Origin of the sequence: Dyadobacter endophyticus, from assembly GCF_014641595.1 — a bacterium.
GTDB lineage: Bacteria > Bacteroidota > Bacteroidia > Cytophagales > Spirosomataceae > Dyadobacter > Dyadobacter endophyticus.
On record NZ_BMIA01000002.1, the window covers coordinates 421,275 to 438,540 of the forward strand.

The 17,266-nt window shown below is 51.3% G+C and carries 15 protein-coding genes and 1 riboswitch; of the genes, 2 read left to right on the forward strand and 13 right to left on the reverse strand.

What is annotated here, in order from left to right; translation table 11 throughout:
- The first annotated feature begins 2 nt into the window (after positions 1-2).
- Together IEY24_RS13935 and IEY24_RS13940 are read left to right on the forward strand one after the other, a co-directional pair.
- Positions 3-305, forward strand: coding sequence for an RNA polymerase sigma factor (locus tag IEY24_RS13935; protein ID WP_188933022.1), 303 nt, complete (start codon positions 3-5; stop codon positions 303-305).
- Positions 306-328: 23 nt separating this feature from the next.
- Complete coding sequence (locus tag IEY24_RS13940; RefSeq protein ID WP_188933024.1) at positions 329-673, forward strand: hypothetical protein; 345 nt, start codon at positions 329-331, stop codon at positions 671-673.
- A gap of 12 nt (positions 674-685) precedes the next feature.
- Here the strand turns inward: IEY24_RS13940 and IEY24_RS13945 are convergent, their stop codons facing one another.
- The 13 genes from IEY24_RS13945 to IEY24_RS14005 all read right to left on the reverse strand — a co-directional run bounded on the left by IEY24_RS13945 (position 686) and on the right by IEY24_RS14005 (position 17,216).
- Entirely contained in the window at positions 686-1,249 is a 564-nt protein-coding gene (locus IEY24_RS13945) for a DUF1572 domain-containing protein (RefSeq protein ID WP_188933026.1), read from the reverse strand.
- Positions 1,250-1,287: 38 nt separating this feature from the next.
- Positions 1,288-1,824: a histidine phosphatase family protein gene (locus IEY24_RS13950; RefSeq protein WP_188933028.1), complete on the reverse strand. Its 537-nt coding sequence runs from the start codon at positions 1,822-1,824 to the stop codon at positions 1,288-1,290.
- Positions 1,809-2,594: an adenosylcobinamide-GDP ribazoletransferase gene (locus IEY24_RS13955; protein ID WP_188933030.1), complete on the reverse strand. Its 786-nt coding sequence runs from the start codon at positions 2,592-2,594 to the stop codon at positions 1,809-1,811. Before IEY24_RS13955 ends, IEY24_RS13950 begins: the two co-directional genes overlap by 16 nt.
- An 11-nt stretch (positions 2,595-2,605) precedes the next feature.
- Positions 2,606-3,634: a nicotinate-nucleotide--dimethylbenzimidazole phosphoribosyltransferase gene (gene cobT / locus IEY24_RS13960; protein ID WP_188933032.1), complete on the reverse strand. Its 1,029-nt coding sequence runs from the start codon at positions 3,632-3,634 to the stop codon at positions 2,606-2,608.
- A 4-nt stretch (positions 3,635-3,638) separates the two neighbouring features.
- Complete coding sequence (locus IEY24_RS13965) at positions 3,639-4,151, reverse strand: bifunctional adenosylcobinamide kinase/adenosylcobinamide-phosphate guanylyltransferase (RefSeq protein WP_188933034.1); 513 nt, start codon at positions 4,149-4,151, stop codon at positions 3,639-3,641.
- Complete coding sequence (locus IEY24_RS13970) at positions 4,148-4,732, reverse strand: cob(I)yrinic acid a,c-diamide adenosyltransferase (protein ID WP_188933036.1); 585 nt, start codon at positions 4,730-4,732, stop codon at positions 4,148-4,150. The genes IEY24_RS13965 and IEY24_RS13970 overlap by 4 nt, the downstream gene beginning before the upstream one ends.
- Entirely contained in the window at positions 4,733-5,905 is a 1,173-nt protein-coding gene (locus IEY24_RS13975; RefSeq protein ID WP_188933038.1) for an ABC transporter substrate-binding protein, read from the reverse strand.
- Positions 5,906-5,933: 28 nt separating this feature from the next.
- Positions 5,934-6,115: riboswitch (cobalamin riboswitch) on the reverse strand.
- 137 nt (positions 6,116-6,252) lie between these two features.
- Entirely contained in the window at positions 6,253-7,197 is a 945-nt protein-coding gene (cbiB, locus tag IEY24_RS13980) for an adenosylcobinamide-phosphate synthase CbiB (protein ID WP_188933039.1), read from the reverse strand.
- Positions 7,176-8,198, reverse strand: coding sequence for a pyridoxal phosphate-dependent aminotransferase (locus tag IEY24_RS13985; RefSeq protein WP_188933040.1), 1,023 nt, complete (start codon positions 8,196-8,198; stop codon positions 7,176-7,178). Before IEY24_RS13985 ends, cbiB begins: the two co-directional genes overlap by 22 nt.
- A gap of 3 nt (positions 8,199-8,201) precedes the next feature.
- Positions 8,202-9,677 carry a cobyric acid synthase gene (locus tag IEY24_RS13990; RefSeq protein ID WP_188933041.1) on the reverse strand — a complete coding sequence of 492 codons (1,476 nt, stop codon included), beginning with the start codon at positions 9,675-9,677 and terminating at the stop codon, positions 8,202-8,204.
- Positions 9,678-9,682: 5 nt separating this feature from the next.
- Positions 9,683-11,527 carry a magnesium chelatase subunit D family protein gene (locus tag IEY24_RS13995; RefSeq protein ID WP_188933042.1) on the reverse strand — a complete coding sequence of 615 codons (1,845 nt, stop codon included), beginning with the start codon at positions 11,525-11,527 and terminating at the stop codon, positions 9,683-9,685.
- 23 nt (positions 11,528-11,550) lie between these two features.
- Positions 11,551-15,831: a cobaltochelatase subunit CobN gene (gene cobN, locus IEY24_RS14000; protein WP_188933044.1), complete on the reverse strand. Its 4,281-nt coding sequence runs from the start codon at positions 15,829-15,831 to the stop codon at positions 11,551-11,553.
- A complete protein-coding gene (locus tag IEY24_RS14005) occupies positions 15,828-17,216 on the reverse strand; it encodes a cobyrinic acid a,c-diamide synthase CobB (protein WP_188933046.1) in 1,389 nt (462 codons plus the stop codon). Before IEY24_RS14005 ends, cobN begins: the two co-directional genes overlap by 4 nt.
- Between the last annotated feature and the right edge of the window lie 50 nt (positions 17,217-17,266).

Below are 17,266 nucleotides of genomic sequence, written 5' to 3' on the forward strand. Positions count from 1 at the left end.
ATATGAAAGAACCGATCATGCAGGATCACATCCTTGCAGCAAGTATCCGCAATGGCGACATCCCCTCATTTACAAGGGTGTACGAAACATATCACGCCTATTTGTTCCGCTTTGCACTACGGTTTTTGAAATCCACAGAACATGCCGAAGAAGCCGTACACGATGTGTTCCTGAAATTGTGGGAAAACCGCGATGGACTGAATAATGAATCTTCCCTGAAATGTTACCTGCTCAAAATCTGCAAAAGCCACATTTTACATACGCTCACACGCGCAAGTAAAAGCCAGGCCATGCTGCAATTGTGATCAATCCGAACCGGGCCAGATAAATGGATAAAGAAATTCATATCAGGAACCTCGTTTACAAATACATCTCGAACCAATGCGATGGTCACGAGCAGGATGAGCTGCTCAGGCACCTGCAAACCCCTGCCGGGAAATGGGTTTTTGATGAAGTAATGACTTCGGAAGCCGGTAAAATCTTTACAAAAAGCGAAGAAATAGAACCGGCCGTTTCCAGTCGGCTGCTCGGACGTTTGCACCGGAGCATGTTACCGGAAGAAACCGCCAACGAACATCGGCTGCCATTTTATCGAAAAAGCGGTTTCATGCTAATAAGCGCCATCGTACTGGTATTGCTGGTTGCGTTGGCCGTCTACTGGTTTACAGTGTGAGCGAAACCTCCCTTATTTTTTAATATACTCGTCCGTAAAGTGCTTCCTGGCCTTGGGCTGTGCGAATTTATCGTCGTTATAATTCTGCGATTTGCCTCTGGGAATGGATAGCGATGACCATTTTTCATCCAGTGCCATTTTGCCGATAAATACGATTTGCCCCACATGGTAGGGATAATGCGCCAGCTGCCGGTTAATGGATTCTAGCACCGAGTGCCCTTGGTTTCGGATGTAAACAATTGTATTCCAATTAGATTCATTCAGTGAATCGAGCGCATTGAAAAGGCAACTCCAACCTTCGTTCCATTTCGCAAGAAGATCGTCCCGGCCATTGATATCGTTTTCGAATTCAGCGTCGCGGTTACGCCACTCCTTTTCCCCGTCCGTCGTCAGAAAATCGGTCCAGCGGGAGAGCATATTGCCCCACAAGTGCTTCACAATGCTGGCAATGCTGTTGCTTTCGTCATTGTATTTCCAGAAAAGCTGCTCGTCGCTCAGCTGCGCGATCGTCTTTTCACCCAGCATTTTGTAATATTCAAATTGCTTCCTGACGCTGTCGATGTATTCCTGGCTCATAGCTTTATGATTTGGGATTGATTCTCTGATTATCCAAATTACAAATTGCTGCCCGTAAAATGAACCCGAATCACTTCCCCGTATGCTATTTTAATATCAAAAATGCTGGTCAGTGCTATTTCGTTGACGATCGACAGGATCAAGCGGATCACGCCGGCATGGGTCACAATAGCCACCTTCCCGTATCCCGTTTGCCCGATTTCCTCCCAAAACTCACGCACGCGTGCATACATCTGCACCATGCTCTCGCCCCCGGGCGTGCACACGTTCACGTAGTCGTCCATCCACAACTGTAATGCCTGCTGGTCGACCGTATCCCAGGTTTTACCCTCCCATTCCCCGAAATCCAACTCCTGCAAGCGATAATCTGTCGAAAATGCGGGCGAAATCGCGCGGGCCAGTTCGGTACAACGCAGTGCGGGGCTGGAAAAGATTACATCAAAATCGTCATCCAATTGGGAACACACCGCATCCCGTTCCGACGGAAAATCAGCATGCAGCAGAAGCTCCTTTCGCCCGTAAATCAGACCCGCCTCGAAAACAGGCGTCGTGTGGCGGATCAGACAAATTTCCATAACACGACTACGAAAAAGTAAAATGCGACCTCACATACCTGCTGAATCGCACCCAGGCAATCGCCGGTATAGCCTCCGATCCATTTTTTAAAATAGTTCGCCAGCAGCAGCGTGACCAGCCCCAATAGTGGAATCCCCGCCAATACCAATGGCTGTCGCACATATACGGCCATTCCAAACAGTGGCAATACACCGAAAACGATAGCCATTACCAGTACCCAAAAAGGTGGCTTCCCGGCGACCGGCTTCGCTTTACTGTCGGTATCGCGCGCGTATGGGAGCATGTAAATGACGAAAACCGGCATGAGCCTGCTTAATGCATGGCCGCTAACCAATATCCCGAATATCCCGCTCTCCCACCCCGCGATAGATTGCAAAAGCGCGAATTTCAACGCAAGAATCAATATCAAACCTACCGAGGCATAGGTACCGACCCGGCTGTCCTTCATGATTTCCAGGATCTTTTCGCGCGTCCATCCGCCTCCGAAACCATCGCAAACATCGGCAAAACCATCTTCATGGAAAGCGCCGGTCAATAGTATGGAAATGATCATGGAGCACAAAACAGCTATCGAAGGGTTTGTGAGATAGGCTGCCCCAAGCCACGCTCCACCCGCAACTAAGCCCGCAATCCAGCCCACAAACGGCAAATAGCCCGTCGCCAAACTGAGGTTTTCAGGCCGGTAAACTACCCATTTAGGTGCCGGCAAGCGCGTGTAAAACTGTAATGCCGTAAAAACAAGGGTGAGATGGTGACGTATTGGGAGCATCTGCCTGCGGTTTAGTTCTCTGTTTTCTGACTTACCCCAGCACTTTCAAAACTTGCCATTTCGTTCAGGAATGCGACCGCGCTTTGCAGGAGCGGGTACGCGAGCGCGCAGCCTGTGCCCTCGCCCAAGCGCATATCGAGCTTCAACAACGCTTCCGATTCCAGTGATTCGAGTAGCAAGCGATGGCCTTTTTCGTTGGATTGATGGCAGAAAATCGCATTTCGCTGAACGCCCGGGTCCATTTTTAATGCAACTAAATAGCTAACGGAAGCGATGAAGCCGTCGACCAGCACCAGCATACCCAGCCGCGCGGCTTCGCGCATGGCGCCGCACATCATCGCAATTTCAAATCCGCCAAATGTCGCCAGCACCGATTCGGGATCATTACCTGTATTTTGATGGTATTCCAATGCCTGGGTTAATACCGCTATTTTTTTGGCAAGCTGGTCGTCGTCGAGGCCTGTTCCCTTGCCTGCGCATTCAGATATCGGCCTGTTGAGTAACCGGCTCATAATCACCGATGCCGAAGAAGTGTTACCAATACCCATCTCGCCAAAACCGATCACGTTACAGCCGGTCTCTTGCACCTGCCGGACCAATTCGGCACCCTTTTCCAGGGATTGCCTGCACTCGGCGCCCGTCATAGCAGGCTGCTGCAAAAAGCTTTTAGTCCCAAAACCCACCTTCGCGTCGACCAATTTTTCATTTTTACCAAAATCATAGTCTACACCGGCATCCACCAGCAAGAGACCAATGCCGTGCTGCCGCGTAAAAACGTTGATCGCTGCACCTCCACCGATGAAGTTAAGCACCATTTGCGGCGTAACTTCCGATGGATAGGCGCTTACGCCCTCCGAAGCAATCCCATGGCTGGCTGCAAAAACGATGATATGCGGGCTCACAAGTTGCGGCGACAAGGTGTCCTGCACCGACGCAATTTGAAATGCCAACTTTTCAAGCGCTCCCAAAGCACCCAAAGGCTTCGTTTTCAGATCAATTTTCGCCTGAATTTCCTGTTTGGTAATAGTGGCAGTATGCATAAAGTTATTGGAGAGATTTTAATACCAATGGAAGTCCCGAAACGATCAAAATCGCCTCTTGTGCCGCAGCGGCCACATATTGGTTGGCCCAACCCTGCAAATCGGCAAATTTCCGGCCCGCTTCCGTTTCAGCATGAACGCCCATGCCTATTTCATTGGATATGATAATTAATGTAGCGTCGATATTCGCCAGCATGTCGAGTTCGGCTTTAAATGCGGCCAGCGACTTTTCGACATCATATTCAAAAGCAACAAACAAATTTGTAAGCCACAATGTAACGCAGTCGATCACCGCCACCTTTCCTGCGAGCGGCAGCAAATGAATATTCCGCTCACTTTCCAGCGATGTCCATTCCGGCCCGCGCTCTTCCTGATGCCGTTTTACACGCCTGGCAAAATCCTCGTCCCAAACCCTCGACGTAGCCACATATACCGGATTGGCACTTTTTTGCAATGCCAGATCCATCGCAAACCTGCTTTTTCCGCTGCGGACACCGCCCGTAACGTAAATGATCATGACGGCTCCGCACTTTTAAAGCGTTTATACAAAAAGAGCTGCCATTTTTCCTCCGCAACGCCTGCCTTGTCCATTTCGGCTCGTGCGAGGGTAAAAAACAGGTCCGACAGCCGGTTGACATAAGCCGGGATAGCCTCATTTACCTCATCGGTTTTGATCAGCGACACCAACCTTCGCTCGCCCCTGCGCATTTGCGTCCGCGCAACATGGCATAGCGCCGACACCTCGTTCCCGCCCGGTAGCAAAAAGTAATCGGACGGCGAGGTCATAGCAGCTTCAAGCGCATCGATCCACTCCTCACAAAAAGCCGCACCATCGACCGGCATCGGGTTTTTGTTCTCTTTTTTTGCGTCCGAAGGGCGAGCCAGGTGGGACATCATGTCCATCAGATCCTTTTGTATTTTGTGCAGATTAGCCTGCCATTCATGCCCCGTGCCCAACTTTACGCGCAGCAATCCGATCGTCGAATTGGCTTCATCAAGCGTGCCGATGCATTCAATGCGGACGTCGTCCTTGCTTACCCGGCTTCCACCAAACAACCCGGTGGTACCCTTATCGCCCTTTTTGGTGTATATTTTCATTTAATTGATTGATTTATAGTATATCAACTCGTGCTGTGGCAACAGCTCCGGGTGAAGAATGCGGATCAGGTCGGCCAGCACCAGATGCGGGTTCACCGCACCGGATTCCCAGTAATCGTTCGCGCCCTGCGCATTCATGCGGTTGTTGTAGCTGTAAATACGGTTGGTTTTGAATGATTTGAAGTCGGCATAACGGATGTCGCGCGCCAGAACATCTTTCCTGGTTTGTACATTTCCAATGCTCACATTCAGCCAAAAGTCGGCCTGCAGCGCAACCGGATAAACCGTTTCAAAGCTTAGCGGCAAACTTCCCGTCGCTTTTGTGTTCGCCCAATGGTACGAGGCTCCCGCGTCCCGGAAAAAGCAGCTCACGTAGCTATCGCCATTCGGAACATTCCAGGCGTCTTTCGAATTCATCCCCGTAATCAGGCTGGGGCGTAAGGCAACTTTGGCTGTCAGTTTCACCAACTGTTTATATTCCTCCTCCACACGCGCGAACTTTTTGTTCACTTCTCCTTCCTTATTGATCAATGCAGCGAGCAGTTTCACCCATTCCGCCCGTCCCAGCGGTGTGGTTTCCACCCACTCCGAATTGACCATCACCGGAATCCCCGCCTGATGCAACGACTCATACCGGCTCACCTTCGAAACCGGACTGCCCGTAGCCATAATCAGATCGGGATGCATGCTCACCAACAATTCTTCATTAAGCCCCTGATCTTTGCCTACTTCCACAATCCGGCCGGATTTGATCCGGTCCAGCACTTTGGCGGAAGAAACATATTTGAGATTTCCCATACCTGTGAGAATATCCTCACAGCCCAGGAACCCGATCAAGCCGATGTGCAGCGACGACATCGCGACCATGCTCCTAACGGGGATCTCGATCACCTGGCTGTCGTTGTACCCGATCGGGCGTGGCGTACCGCGTTGTACCAGCACATACGTGAGCGTATCCGTCGCTTTCTCGAACGGGCTCATGATCCTGACGACCTTATGGTGCTTGTGATAGCTGATTTTGAAGCCCTTGGCATAAACCACTTTGGCCTTTTCGGGGAAGAGGTCACGACCAGCGTAATGAGAATCGCCTTTTTCGTAAAGCGATGAAGAAGTGCTGCAACCGGCCAGCAAGCCGCACAGCAGCATGGCTGCAAGTATTTTTCTAATAGTCATGAGTCACCGGCCTTTCTTCCGAAAGCCATATTAACAGCGTTTGCAGGCAGGTCTTCTGACTCGTTCAACCCTTGTGCCTTCCCGGGGTAACCCCAGTGACATCATACAAGAGCCTCGTTGTGAACTCACAGCAGCGGAGACTGTTCCGGACTTTCACCGGATTCCCTTTTAATCACGCGAAATGCGTGTACCTGGATGGCCGCAAAACTAGCGATATTTTATTGCTTATCATTGTAAAGATTCATTTGCACACTCCCAACATGAAACGAGACGACATCCTACGGAAATCGATCCTGGAAGATATTTCCGAAGATGGGCAGGCACTTCGCCAGCGTTGGTTCAGAAAATCAAGGAAGACAGAGACCTGAACTAATCAACAGAAGAATCATCAATACCATCAACACGCAAGTCCGGTGATTAACATTTGCCGCGCTTGTAATTTCGCCCGGCTTGATGACCCGGTCGTTCTCACCAATAAAAGGCTTCTCAACCACATTCCCCTGATACACGTTCGGGCCTCCGAAGCAGCAATCCAAAATTCCCGCCAGGGCTGCCTCGGGGTAACCGGCATTCGGGCTTTTGTGCTTCCCACCAAATTTGAAGATAAATAGTAACCCTCGTTTGCTCCCGGTCACCAAAACCATCAGCAACGCTGTCAAACGCGCCGGGATAAAGTTGGCCACGTCGTCCAGCCGCGCGGCAAATTTCCCAAACCATTCATAGCGTTCATTCCTGTACCCCAGCATCGAATCCATCGTGTTGACCATTTTATAAGCCATCATGCCCGGTACCCCTGCTATCGCATAGTAGAAAAGGGGCGCTACGACTCCGTCGCTCAGGTTTTCGGACATTGTTTCCAACACCGCGATGCGTATCTGCTGCGCATTCAGCTTTGACGTATCCCTGCCAACAATTCTCGAAAGCTGTTGCCTACCCGCGTCCAGCCCTTCATTTTCCAACACACTGAACACCTTTTTACCTTCCGCAATGAGGGAATGGTTGGCCAGGCCGTAATAAACCCAAATAGTATTGACCAACACCAGCAAAACAGGAAGCTGCATCAGTATTACATTGGTCCAATAAAAAAATGCAAACACTGAAACCACCAGGAGTACGCTTAGTACCGTCCCCTTCAAAAACCGGAACCGGCCATGGTTCAAGAGTTTTTCGCCCTTCGCAATGGCATTACCGAACACCCGGACCGGATGTGGCCAGCTGTCGGGATCGCCCAGCCATAAATCCAGCAAATACCCCGCAGCCAGCGGAAGAATTAATAATAGAGCGTCTGCCATTCTTTCAATGCATCGAGCATTTTCTGATTATCATTCGGCCGTTGCGTGGCAAGGCGGAAATGTTGCCGTGACAGGCCACGGAAGTTGCCGGCGTCGCGGATAAGCAGGCCGTGTTTGTCGACCAGGAATTCTTTGAGTTGAGCCGCATTGCGCACCAAAGTTCTTGCTAAAAAGAAATGCGTATCACTTTCCAGCACTTCCAGACATTCCAGTTTTTGCAATTCTTGAACGAACGTTCTTTTATCCTCCAAAAGCTGTGAAACCGGTGGCTGAATATCCTTGAAATGATCAAAGATGTAATGTCCGGCCGTCATGGCTATGCTATTAACAGTCCAGGGCTGTTTGATATTCATCAGCGAATCAATCAATTCCTCGCGTGCGAGCAGATAACCCAACCGCAATCCGGGAATAGCGTAAGTTTTTGTCAACGAACGCATGATCAGCAAATTCGGAAACTTCGACATCAACGAAATAACTGACCCGGCTCCCTCTGTGAAATCGATAAACGCCTCATCGACTACGAACAAGCACTGCGGGTTTAGTTTAAGCCAGTATTGCAAATCTCTAAAAATCAACCCAGTTGGATTGTTCGGACTACAAATAAATGCCAAATCACTCCTCAACCTCGGCAATTCCAGTGCATCGTGCCAGGTCAAACCAGCAATCTCATGATCGAATAACAGGCAGGCATCCTCATATTCAGCAAATGAAGGAATCACGACCGTTGTGCGCTTTCCCGAGAACAATTGAGCAACCAGGTAGATGCTTTCGGTAGTTCCGCTACATACGAGCACCTGCCCTGCCTGCACCTGATGGTGCCTTGCTACCTTTTCGCGCAAACTCTCGGCAAGTACCTCCGGGTAACGGTTTATCTCATTCCATTTTGCAAAAACATGCTCCTTCAAACCCGCTGGTTCGCCTCCGTACCAGACATTCGTGCTGAAATCTGCGATGATCCTGCTTCCATACCTGTAACCATCGTCGCCGTGCCCGTGTAACATAATCTATTCAGCTATACTCTTATAAATCAATTCCATATCAATGTGTGTGCGCAGCAAATCCGCCAGCTTGTCATATTGCTGTTCTCTAAATTCATGATAATCATATTGCACGCCTTCTTCATTTGTGTACGGCGCTAAAATGGCATCGATTACAATCTGATTATCCAGAATGCCGTGCAGATAAGTCCCCCATGTGTACGCGTCCAGATAATATCCGTCCTTACGCCCATTTGAAAATGTGGCAACTGACTCTCCGGGTTCCAATGCAGCGGTTTCACCCATATGAATCTCGTAGCCGGAGCATTCATCCGCAGCTTCCCTAAACCGAAATGTGCATTGCAATGTCGTCTTTTCAGGCTGCAAAACCGTCCTTACCGGCAAAAGCCCCAATCCCGGTAATTCCTCTATTTCTCCTTCGATATGTTGCGGATCCAGAATGCTTTCACCCAACATCTGATACCCGCCACAAATCCCGATCACCGTCTTCCCGGCTTTATGCGCGTCGTAAATTGCCTTCGCTACACCACTGTTTTTGATCGCCAGCATATCCCCGATCGTGTTTTTACTCCCGGGAATGATCACGATCGAAGCTTTGGCAATTTCGGATGGCTCGTTGGTATAATACAAATTAACACGTGGATCCTTTTCCAGTCGGTCGAAGTCGGTAAAGTTGGAAAGCCTTTTCAGAAGTATCACCGCTACATTCACCTTGCCTTCCACAGCCGAGCGGTATTTGAGTTCCAGCGAGACCGAATCTTCCTGTTCGATGTGAATGTCACGAAAATAAGGCAAAATACCCACTACCGGCAATCCGGTGAGTTCTTCCAGCATTCTTTTACCCTCTTCAAACAACCGCCCATCCCCCCGGAATTTGTTGACAATAATCCCTTTCATACACGCACGTTCCTCAGGCGTAAGCAAAGCAATAGTACCATAAACACTGCCAAAGACCCCTCCTTTATCGATATCGGCGATCAGGTAAGTAGCCGCACCGGCATGTGCTGCCATTCTTAGATTAGTAATATCCCGGTGTTTCAGGTTCAGCTCCGAAATACTACCTGCTCCTTCCATTACAATAGGCGAATACCTGGCTGCGAGGCGGTCGAATGCATCCTTTACAGCCGAGAACAATTCGCGCCGGTCGTTGGCCATAAAATATTCGTAGGCAGACTGGTTTCCTACCGGTTTCCCGTTCAACACCACCTGAGAAGTTCTATCATTGGTAGGTTTCAGCAGGACCGGGTTCATGTCCGATTCGCATGGTATTTGAGCGGCTTCGGCCTGAACAGCTTGTGCGCGCCCGAGTTCAAGCCCGTCGGTCGTCACAAAACTATTGAGCGACATATTCTGGGCTTTGAATGGCGCCGGCTGGTAGCCATCCTGTTTGAATATCCTGCAAAAACCGGCTGTGATCACACTTTTGCCCACATCCGAGCCCGTCCCGACAAACATAATCGGACGCAATTTTTTAGTATTCATTTCATTTAAATATCTATCCGCTCCGAAATCGTCTCTGTGATTTCATTAGCCGAAAGTTCGTGTAACGACAAATACTCCGCGCCAAGCGCCGCGGCCAGCTCCCTTGCCTTTCCATAGCGCACATATCCGCTCTCCGTATCCAATACCAGCGCCGGATATTTCAGGTTTTCAGCCAATTTCAGCGACTGCCGCCATGCATCTCCGCCTGCACCCGGCAAAGGCACATTTGCTTTTCCATCGCTCAATATTACGAGAAATGGCTGCGCATGATCACCTTTTACGAAAGAGGCCAGCATTTTTTCCGCCAATTGCAATGCATGCGGCAACGGGGTTCGTCCGCCTGTCGGCAGCGTTTCCAGCGCCTGTTCGGCCTGTTCAGTACTCCGGGTTGGTTCTAGCAAAACGGATGCTTCTACCCCACGGAAGGCAATCACAGCCACCATATTACGCTTTTGATAGGCATCTTGAAGCAAATTCAGCACGCTGCTCTTTACGGCTTCCATTCGCTTGCCCGCCGCCATCGACCCCGATGCATCCACAATGAACATGATAAGGTGACCCGCTTTCCCATTTCTGACCTTTTCGTGCAGGTCCCGTCTCCCTACGCTCAACTGATCCGGATCCCGTGCCAATGCATGCAGCACAGTTTCTGTCAATGCAATGTCGGTAGCAGTCTCACTTTTGACAGTCCTCACCTGAAAGCCTTTCTCTGTCTGTCTCGCTTTTACCCCGCGCCCGTTCGACGAATTCGGCAAAACAACGGGCTTGTTTTCAGCTAATTCTGGAATGTTTATTCTAAAATCCACTCCAGAAACGTTTTCATCCGCCTCTGTATCGCAATTTCCTTCGCCACATTCTCCTTCACCTCGCTCGTCTCCCGTCGTTTGCCCGATGGCGGGAGGCTGCGTACCATTCTGTGCAGCATTATCCTGGCCAGCATTATCCTGATCATCCTTCAACGACTGACCTGCCTGTGGCGGCGTTACCTTTTTACCCTTCCTGTGTGTCAACACCAACACGGCCCCCTCGCGTATATCTTCCGGGGTTACCATCGTGCGCCCGTTCAATGCCGCGATGGTGATCGCTGTTTTGTATAACACAATATCAGCGCGAAGACTGCCCACGCCCCATTCAATGCAAAGCCGGCTGATCATGTTGAGCAATCCGTCCGGCATTTGAACCAGCGGAAGCAATTCTTTTGCCCTGGCGATTTGCCCCCTGACCATTTCCTGACTACTAATCCAACGGTTTTTAAAGGTCGCCGGATCACTTTCAAATCCAATCCTCCTCCGCACCACCTCGGTCCTCGTCTGCACATCGGTTTGAGCTTCCACTTCCACCATTAACCCAAAACGGTCGAGAAACTGCGGGCGCAGGTTTCCTTCCTCCGGGTTCATCGTACCGATCAGCACAAAACGCGCCGGATGGCTCGCCGACAACCCTTCCCGCTGGACTGTATTGATGCCCGACGCTGCCACATCCAGTAAAACATCCACCAGATGGTCGGCCAAAAGGTTCACTTCATCGATATACAAAACCCCCTCGTGCGCGCTCGCGAGCAGGCCAGGCAGCAGCTTTTTAGTTTTACTGGAAAGAATGGCCTCGATATCCAGGCTTCCCAGCACGCGGTCTTCCGAAGCACCCAGCGGCAAGTCAACAAACGGGACCGGCTCCCCGGTGTGCGTCGCGGGAGGCATCACCTCCGCCAATCCGCGTACCGCAGTACTTTTTGCAGTACCTTTTTCGCCTTTAATAAGCACCCCGCCAATGCCGGGATTGACCGCACATAACAACAGTGCCTTTTTCAGTTCATCTTGTCCGACGATCGCGGAAAACGGGTATAAAGTCATTTCAATATTTATTTCAGCACCCCCTAATCGGTTCTCGATTCCAGCAGGGTTTCACTTTTGAGATATAGATTTTTCAAACCTTCCAATGTCTCTTCCGAAGGCTTTTCCCAAAGCCCCCGCTGCGCAGCTTCTAGCAGGCGCTCGGCAATTGCATGAAGTGCCCAGGGGCTGTTTTCTTCAAAAAACTGCTGCATAGCGACGTCCAGTGCATAAGTTTCAGCCACTTTCTCGTACATCCAGTCGTCGACGACATGCGCGGTCGCGTCATAGCCAAACAGGTAATCCGCCGTGGCCGTCAGTTCCAGAGCCCCTTTGTAACCATGCTTTTTAATGCTCTCGATCCATTTCGGATTCACGACCCGCGAGCGGAAAACGCGCAGGGTTTCTTCTTTCAAATCCCTCACCACCGGCCGGGACGGATCCTGTGAATCTCCGAAATAATGCTTCGGTTGCTGACCCGTCAGATTCCGGATTGTGGCGATCATACCGCCATGAAATTGCAGGTAATCGTCGCTGTCGAACAAGTCGTGCTCCCGGTTGTCCTGGTTGTGCAATGCCACTTCCACGCTGGCAAGCCGCTGGGTAAATTCCTTGCGGGCGTCGACACCCTGCGCATTACGCGAATACGCATAGCCGCCCCAATTGACATAAGCCTGTGCAAAATCACCGTCGGTTTGCCAGTTCTTCTCATTGATCAAGGGTAAAATACCTGCCCCGTAACTCCCGGGCGCTGCGCCGAATATCCGGTAAGCAGCACGCTCCTCCGCGTCTTCAATGGATAATGCATCGTCTTTTTGCAGTTCGGCCAGGTCTTTCAAGTAATGTTTTCTAATAAAATTCTCCTCAAAAGGCTCATCCGCGGTGATTACCATTTGCACAGCCTCGTCCATGAGCTCGATCAGGTGTGGAAACGCGTCCCTGAAAAACCCGCTGATGCGCGTTGTTACGTCGATACGGGGCCGGGCGAGCTCGGCTAACGAAATGATTTCCAACCCATTGATCCGCCGGCTCTCCTCTTGCCATATCGGTCTTACGCCCAGCAATGCCAACACTTCGGCCACGTCGTCGCCATGCGTACGCATGGCGCTGGTACCCCAAATGCTTATCCCTACACTTTCGGGATAACGGCCGGTTTCTTTCCAATGGCGATCAAGCACCTCTTTGGCAAGTTGCTGCCCTACCTCCCAGGCCGCTTTGGAAGGCAATACCCTCGGGTCGACGGCGTAGAAATTCCTTCCCGTGGGCAGGATATGCGCCATCCCGCGCGTAGGCGCGCCGCTCGGTCCCGCAGGCACGTACCCGCCCGAGAGCCCATGCAGCAGATTGGTGATTTCGTCGCCGGTGCGGGCGAGGTTAGGTACGAGGTTTTCCGATATGAAAGTCAATATACTGCGCAAACCCGCTAGTTCAGGCAAGCCGGGATTCCGATCGATCGATTCAAATATGACCTCGTCAATGGCGGTTCTATCGAATCTGTAATGTTCGAAAAGCCTCACGACGTGCGCCGCCATTTCGTCCAGGGCTTCCAGCACATCCGCTGCAGTTACGAGCGTCCGACCTGCCCAGGTCGACAGATTCTCCGCCGGCGCGGGCAGTTTTTGTCCTTTTTGTTGATGGAGTGTTTCAATATCAAAACCATATAAATATGCCAAAACAGCCTGCATTCCTGGCACTGGCCCGTTAGGGAGCCGCGTGAGTGATTGCAGCATATCCATCAATGCCTCTCCTTCCGGCATTTCGCCCAACGTATGCAAACCGTTACGGATCTGCGCGGCGCCGAGTTCGCACAAATAGCCGTCGATATCCTCGATCAAATGCGCAATATCTTTCCCGTCCATTTCCGTGAGGCTTACAGGCACACCTTCGGGCGTCATATCCTCATCCCAGTCATGTTTGTGGTCGCCATGGTCGCGGTTTAGCATAGCCGAAAGGTCGGCATCGAGATTGGTCTGTTTAATCAAATCCCATATTTGCCTTTGAAGCAATGGTAACTTGGACGGATCGAGGCTTTCTACCTGATAATATTCGTCGACCAGTTGTGTAAGCTGAGCCAATTCGCCATAAGTGTCGGCTGAGGTCATCGGAGGCGTCAAATGGTCGACGACCACGGCGTGCGCGCGGCGTTTGGCTTGCGAACCCTCTCCGGGATCGTTGATAATAAATGGGTAAAATAATGGCAAATCGGCCAGAAAAGCATCGGGAAAGCAGTTTTCTGATAGCCCTATGCCTTTCCCAGGCAACCATTCCAAGGTGCCGTGCTTGCCCACGTGCACGATGGCATCGGCGCCCCAGCCGTCGCGCAGCCATCGGTACAATGCATAGTAATGATGTGTAGGAGGCAGATCGGGCTGGTGATAGATTGCATCGGGGTCCATGCCATACCCCCGGGGCGGCTGCAATGCCACAAATGCGTTGCCAAGATCGAGCCCGGCCAGTGCGATATGACCGTCGTGCACATAAGTTTGCCCTGGTGCCGGCCCCCATTGTTTCAGCATCTTTTGCCGGGCAGCTTCGGGCAATTCGTCAAACCAGCCCGCATATTGCGCGGCAGAAACCCGCGCCGCAGCCTGCGCAAGCTGGCCGGGCGTCAGGAAGTCTTCATCATAGGCGCAACGGTCTATCAAGGAATGGATCAGCTCCGTGCCGTTTGCGGGCAAGTTGTTTATCCGGTATCCCTCGGCCTGCATTGCCCACAGGATATTCATCAGCGAAGCCGGCGAGTCAAGCCCCACGGCGTTCCCTATCTGAGACGCTTTCGTATTGGAATTGGTAAAAATGAAAGCAATCTTCTTATCTGCATTTTTCAAATGTCTCAGACGTGCAAACCGGATGGCTAAACCAGCAACACGATCTATCCGGTTATCCAGCGGCTCATACCCCCGCGTATCTTTTCCTTTCTCCTTGAAAGAAACCGGTACCGTGATAATGCGCCCGTCAAACTCGGGAATAGCCACATTCATGGCCGTATCCAGCGGATTGAGCCCTCGCGAAGACGATTCCCACGGCCCGCGGCCCATTCCGCTTGTGATAGCCTGCAAAACCGGCACATTCAAAGCCAGCAACGCTTCGGAAGGCGCACTGCTCTGCCCCGACGGCTGAATATCGCTCATCGCGAATGAGATTGTATTCACAAGCACATCAATTCCCATTCCCGCTTCCGTATCGAAATAACTGAATGCTTCCGGCTTGCCGATCTCCGCATGCACGGATTTGAGTGAGGAAGTAAATACCGGCAGCACATTTACGCCACGGTCTTCGAGGGAGCGGATCATCGCATCCACGAAATTGGTATTCCCGCTCAGCCAATGCGCCCGGTAAAATGTAATGCCTACCGTCGCCAGCGCAGGATTACGGTATTTCAGCCAGTCGGCTTTGTCGGCAAATTCGGGCAAATCCGGATGGTAAATGCCGTGTTCGGGTAAATGAAAGGGTGCTTCGGCACCGAACCCGGTCATCAGTAAATGATCGGAAAGGTAGCTCAGCAGCGAAATCAGGTTGCTGTAACCGCCGGCCTGCAAATAGGCCAGCGTTTCGTGCAAAATGGCAGGTGAAACCGTCGATACCGCCGCAAATTCAGGGTTCAACTCCCCGGTGCCGCTGATCACTACCAAATGCTGACCCCGTTGCCCCGCCAGTTTTACAAGCTCATTAAATCCCGGAATGCCACTTAGCCTGCCGTGAATACGGACCATGATAATCTTTGCCTCTGCAATTTCCCTTTGCAAAAGCTGCTGCATTTGCTCTTCGCTTTTGATCGCCATCAGGCTGATGCCCGTTGTTTTGGGAAAATCCTCCGGCAGGAGTTGCATCGCTCGGTCGAGCGTGAGCAAGTCCGTGTCCGCATGCGTGAGGAACACGATACCGTCGGTCGGAATAGCCGTTTGACCGAGCTCCGTCGATTTCTCAGACCCTTTCCAGGTATAAAATTGAAATACATATTCGGCCAGGTCCGAAGGCGGGACAAGGTACCTGTCGGCCTTGACCATACTTTCGATATAGTCAAAAATCGCGATGATCTGCCAGTCGTAATTGATGGAATGGAACCACACCGAATGGCCGTCGAAGAGCAAGGTAACCACATTCGCCAGCGTACAGGGCCCCAGGCAGCCGCCTTTGGTCATATGCACGACATTCCGTAGCTTCCGGCGCAGCCACTCACTCTTATATAACTCCACCGGAATGGGTGCATAACCGCGGTCGACGCGTCCGCAGCAGCAGGCGTTGTAGCAATACGAAAGGTGCCCGCGCCGCTGCACGAGGTTAATGGCTTTTCCGTCTGGCCGGGTGATGCGCTGGCGTTTCATGGTAGGCTATCGGCTTTCGGCACTTGGCTTTCGGCGTTTTTTGTGGTTTTGTTGATGAGGTGTTGAATGAATTCGGGTTTGTCGGCCCAGTAGAAATGAGTATAGCCAGCAAATGTATTTTGCACTCTAAAAAACTGTGTATCAACCGGCACCCCTCTTGCATTGGTCATTTGTGCAAACGGCATTTGCATCAATTGCTCCTTCAATGCGGAATAATGGAATTCATGGCCTTTGATTTCCAGGCCTTCCCAACGCATTACCCGGTAGCCGAGCGTCATTTTCGAACGTTGCAGCGTCGTTTCGCAATCGAGCACTCCGGCCATCGGGAAGGAAGTGCCTCTGCCGTCGGTGATCGCCTTACCGAGGTACATCAGCCCGCCGCATTCCGCGTACGCCAGCCCTCCGTTCCCGCAATAACTCCGAATGCTTTCCAGCATCGGCAGGTTACCGGACAACTCCCTCGCAAACAGTTCGGGATAGCCGCCGGGCAGGTAAAGCAGGTCGGTTTCCGGCAAAGTGGCGTCTTTTAAAGGGCTAAACCACTGCACCTCACCGAATGCACGCAGGCATTCAATATTCTGGTGGTATAAAAAGGAAAATGCCTCATCGTAAGCAACCGTTATGCGCAGGTTTGGAGGTTTTCTATCTGTTTTAACTAAATGATTTTGCTGACTCAAAATCTCCGCATTTTCGTCGGGATAGCTCACAGAAGTAATTTCCAGCAACCGGTCAAGATTCACCGTTTGCGGGATAATCTCGGCCAGCCTCTGGATAATCTCTTCATAATCTGTTTCAACTGAAATATGCAATCCCAAATGCCGGGAAGGGATGTGCAGCGCTTCATTTTTAGGCAAATAGCCCAATGCCTCCACACCGGCGTCGACACAGGCATCTTGCAAAAACCGGTAGTGCGATTCGGTGTTCACAAAATTGAAGATCGCCCCCACCACGCGGATTCCGGGATAGAAATTTTTCAAACCATAAATTAGCGGGGCCGCCGAATACGCCATTGACTGTGCATTGATCACCAGTACGACCGGCATATCCAACAGTGCCGCTATCTCTGCGCTGCTACCTTTCATTTTATCGGCCCCATCAAACAAACCCATCACACCCTCGGCCACGCTCACATCCGCACGCGAGGCGTAATGCGCGTACACGGCCCGCATGTGTGCCTCCGAAGCCATAAAAGTATCCAGGTTCAGGCCCGGTCTTCCTGCCGCAGTGGCGTGGTGGATCGTATCAATGTAATCCGGCCCGCATTTGAAAGGCTGCACTCCTAACCCCCTCTCCCGCAGCGCGCGCAGCAATGCCAGGGTCACGGTAGTCTTGCCCGAATTACTCGACGGCGCTGCGATCAGGAAACTGGATTTTGGAAGAGACATCTTTAAGCCATCGATAATTTGAAAGTCATGAAAACTTCAAATGCATTCGA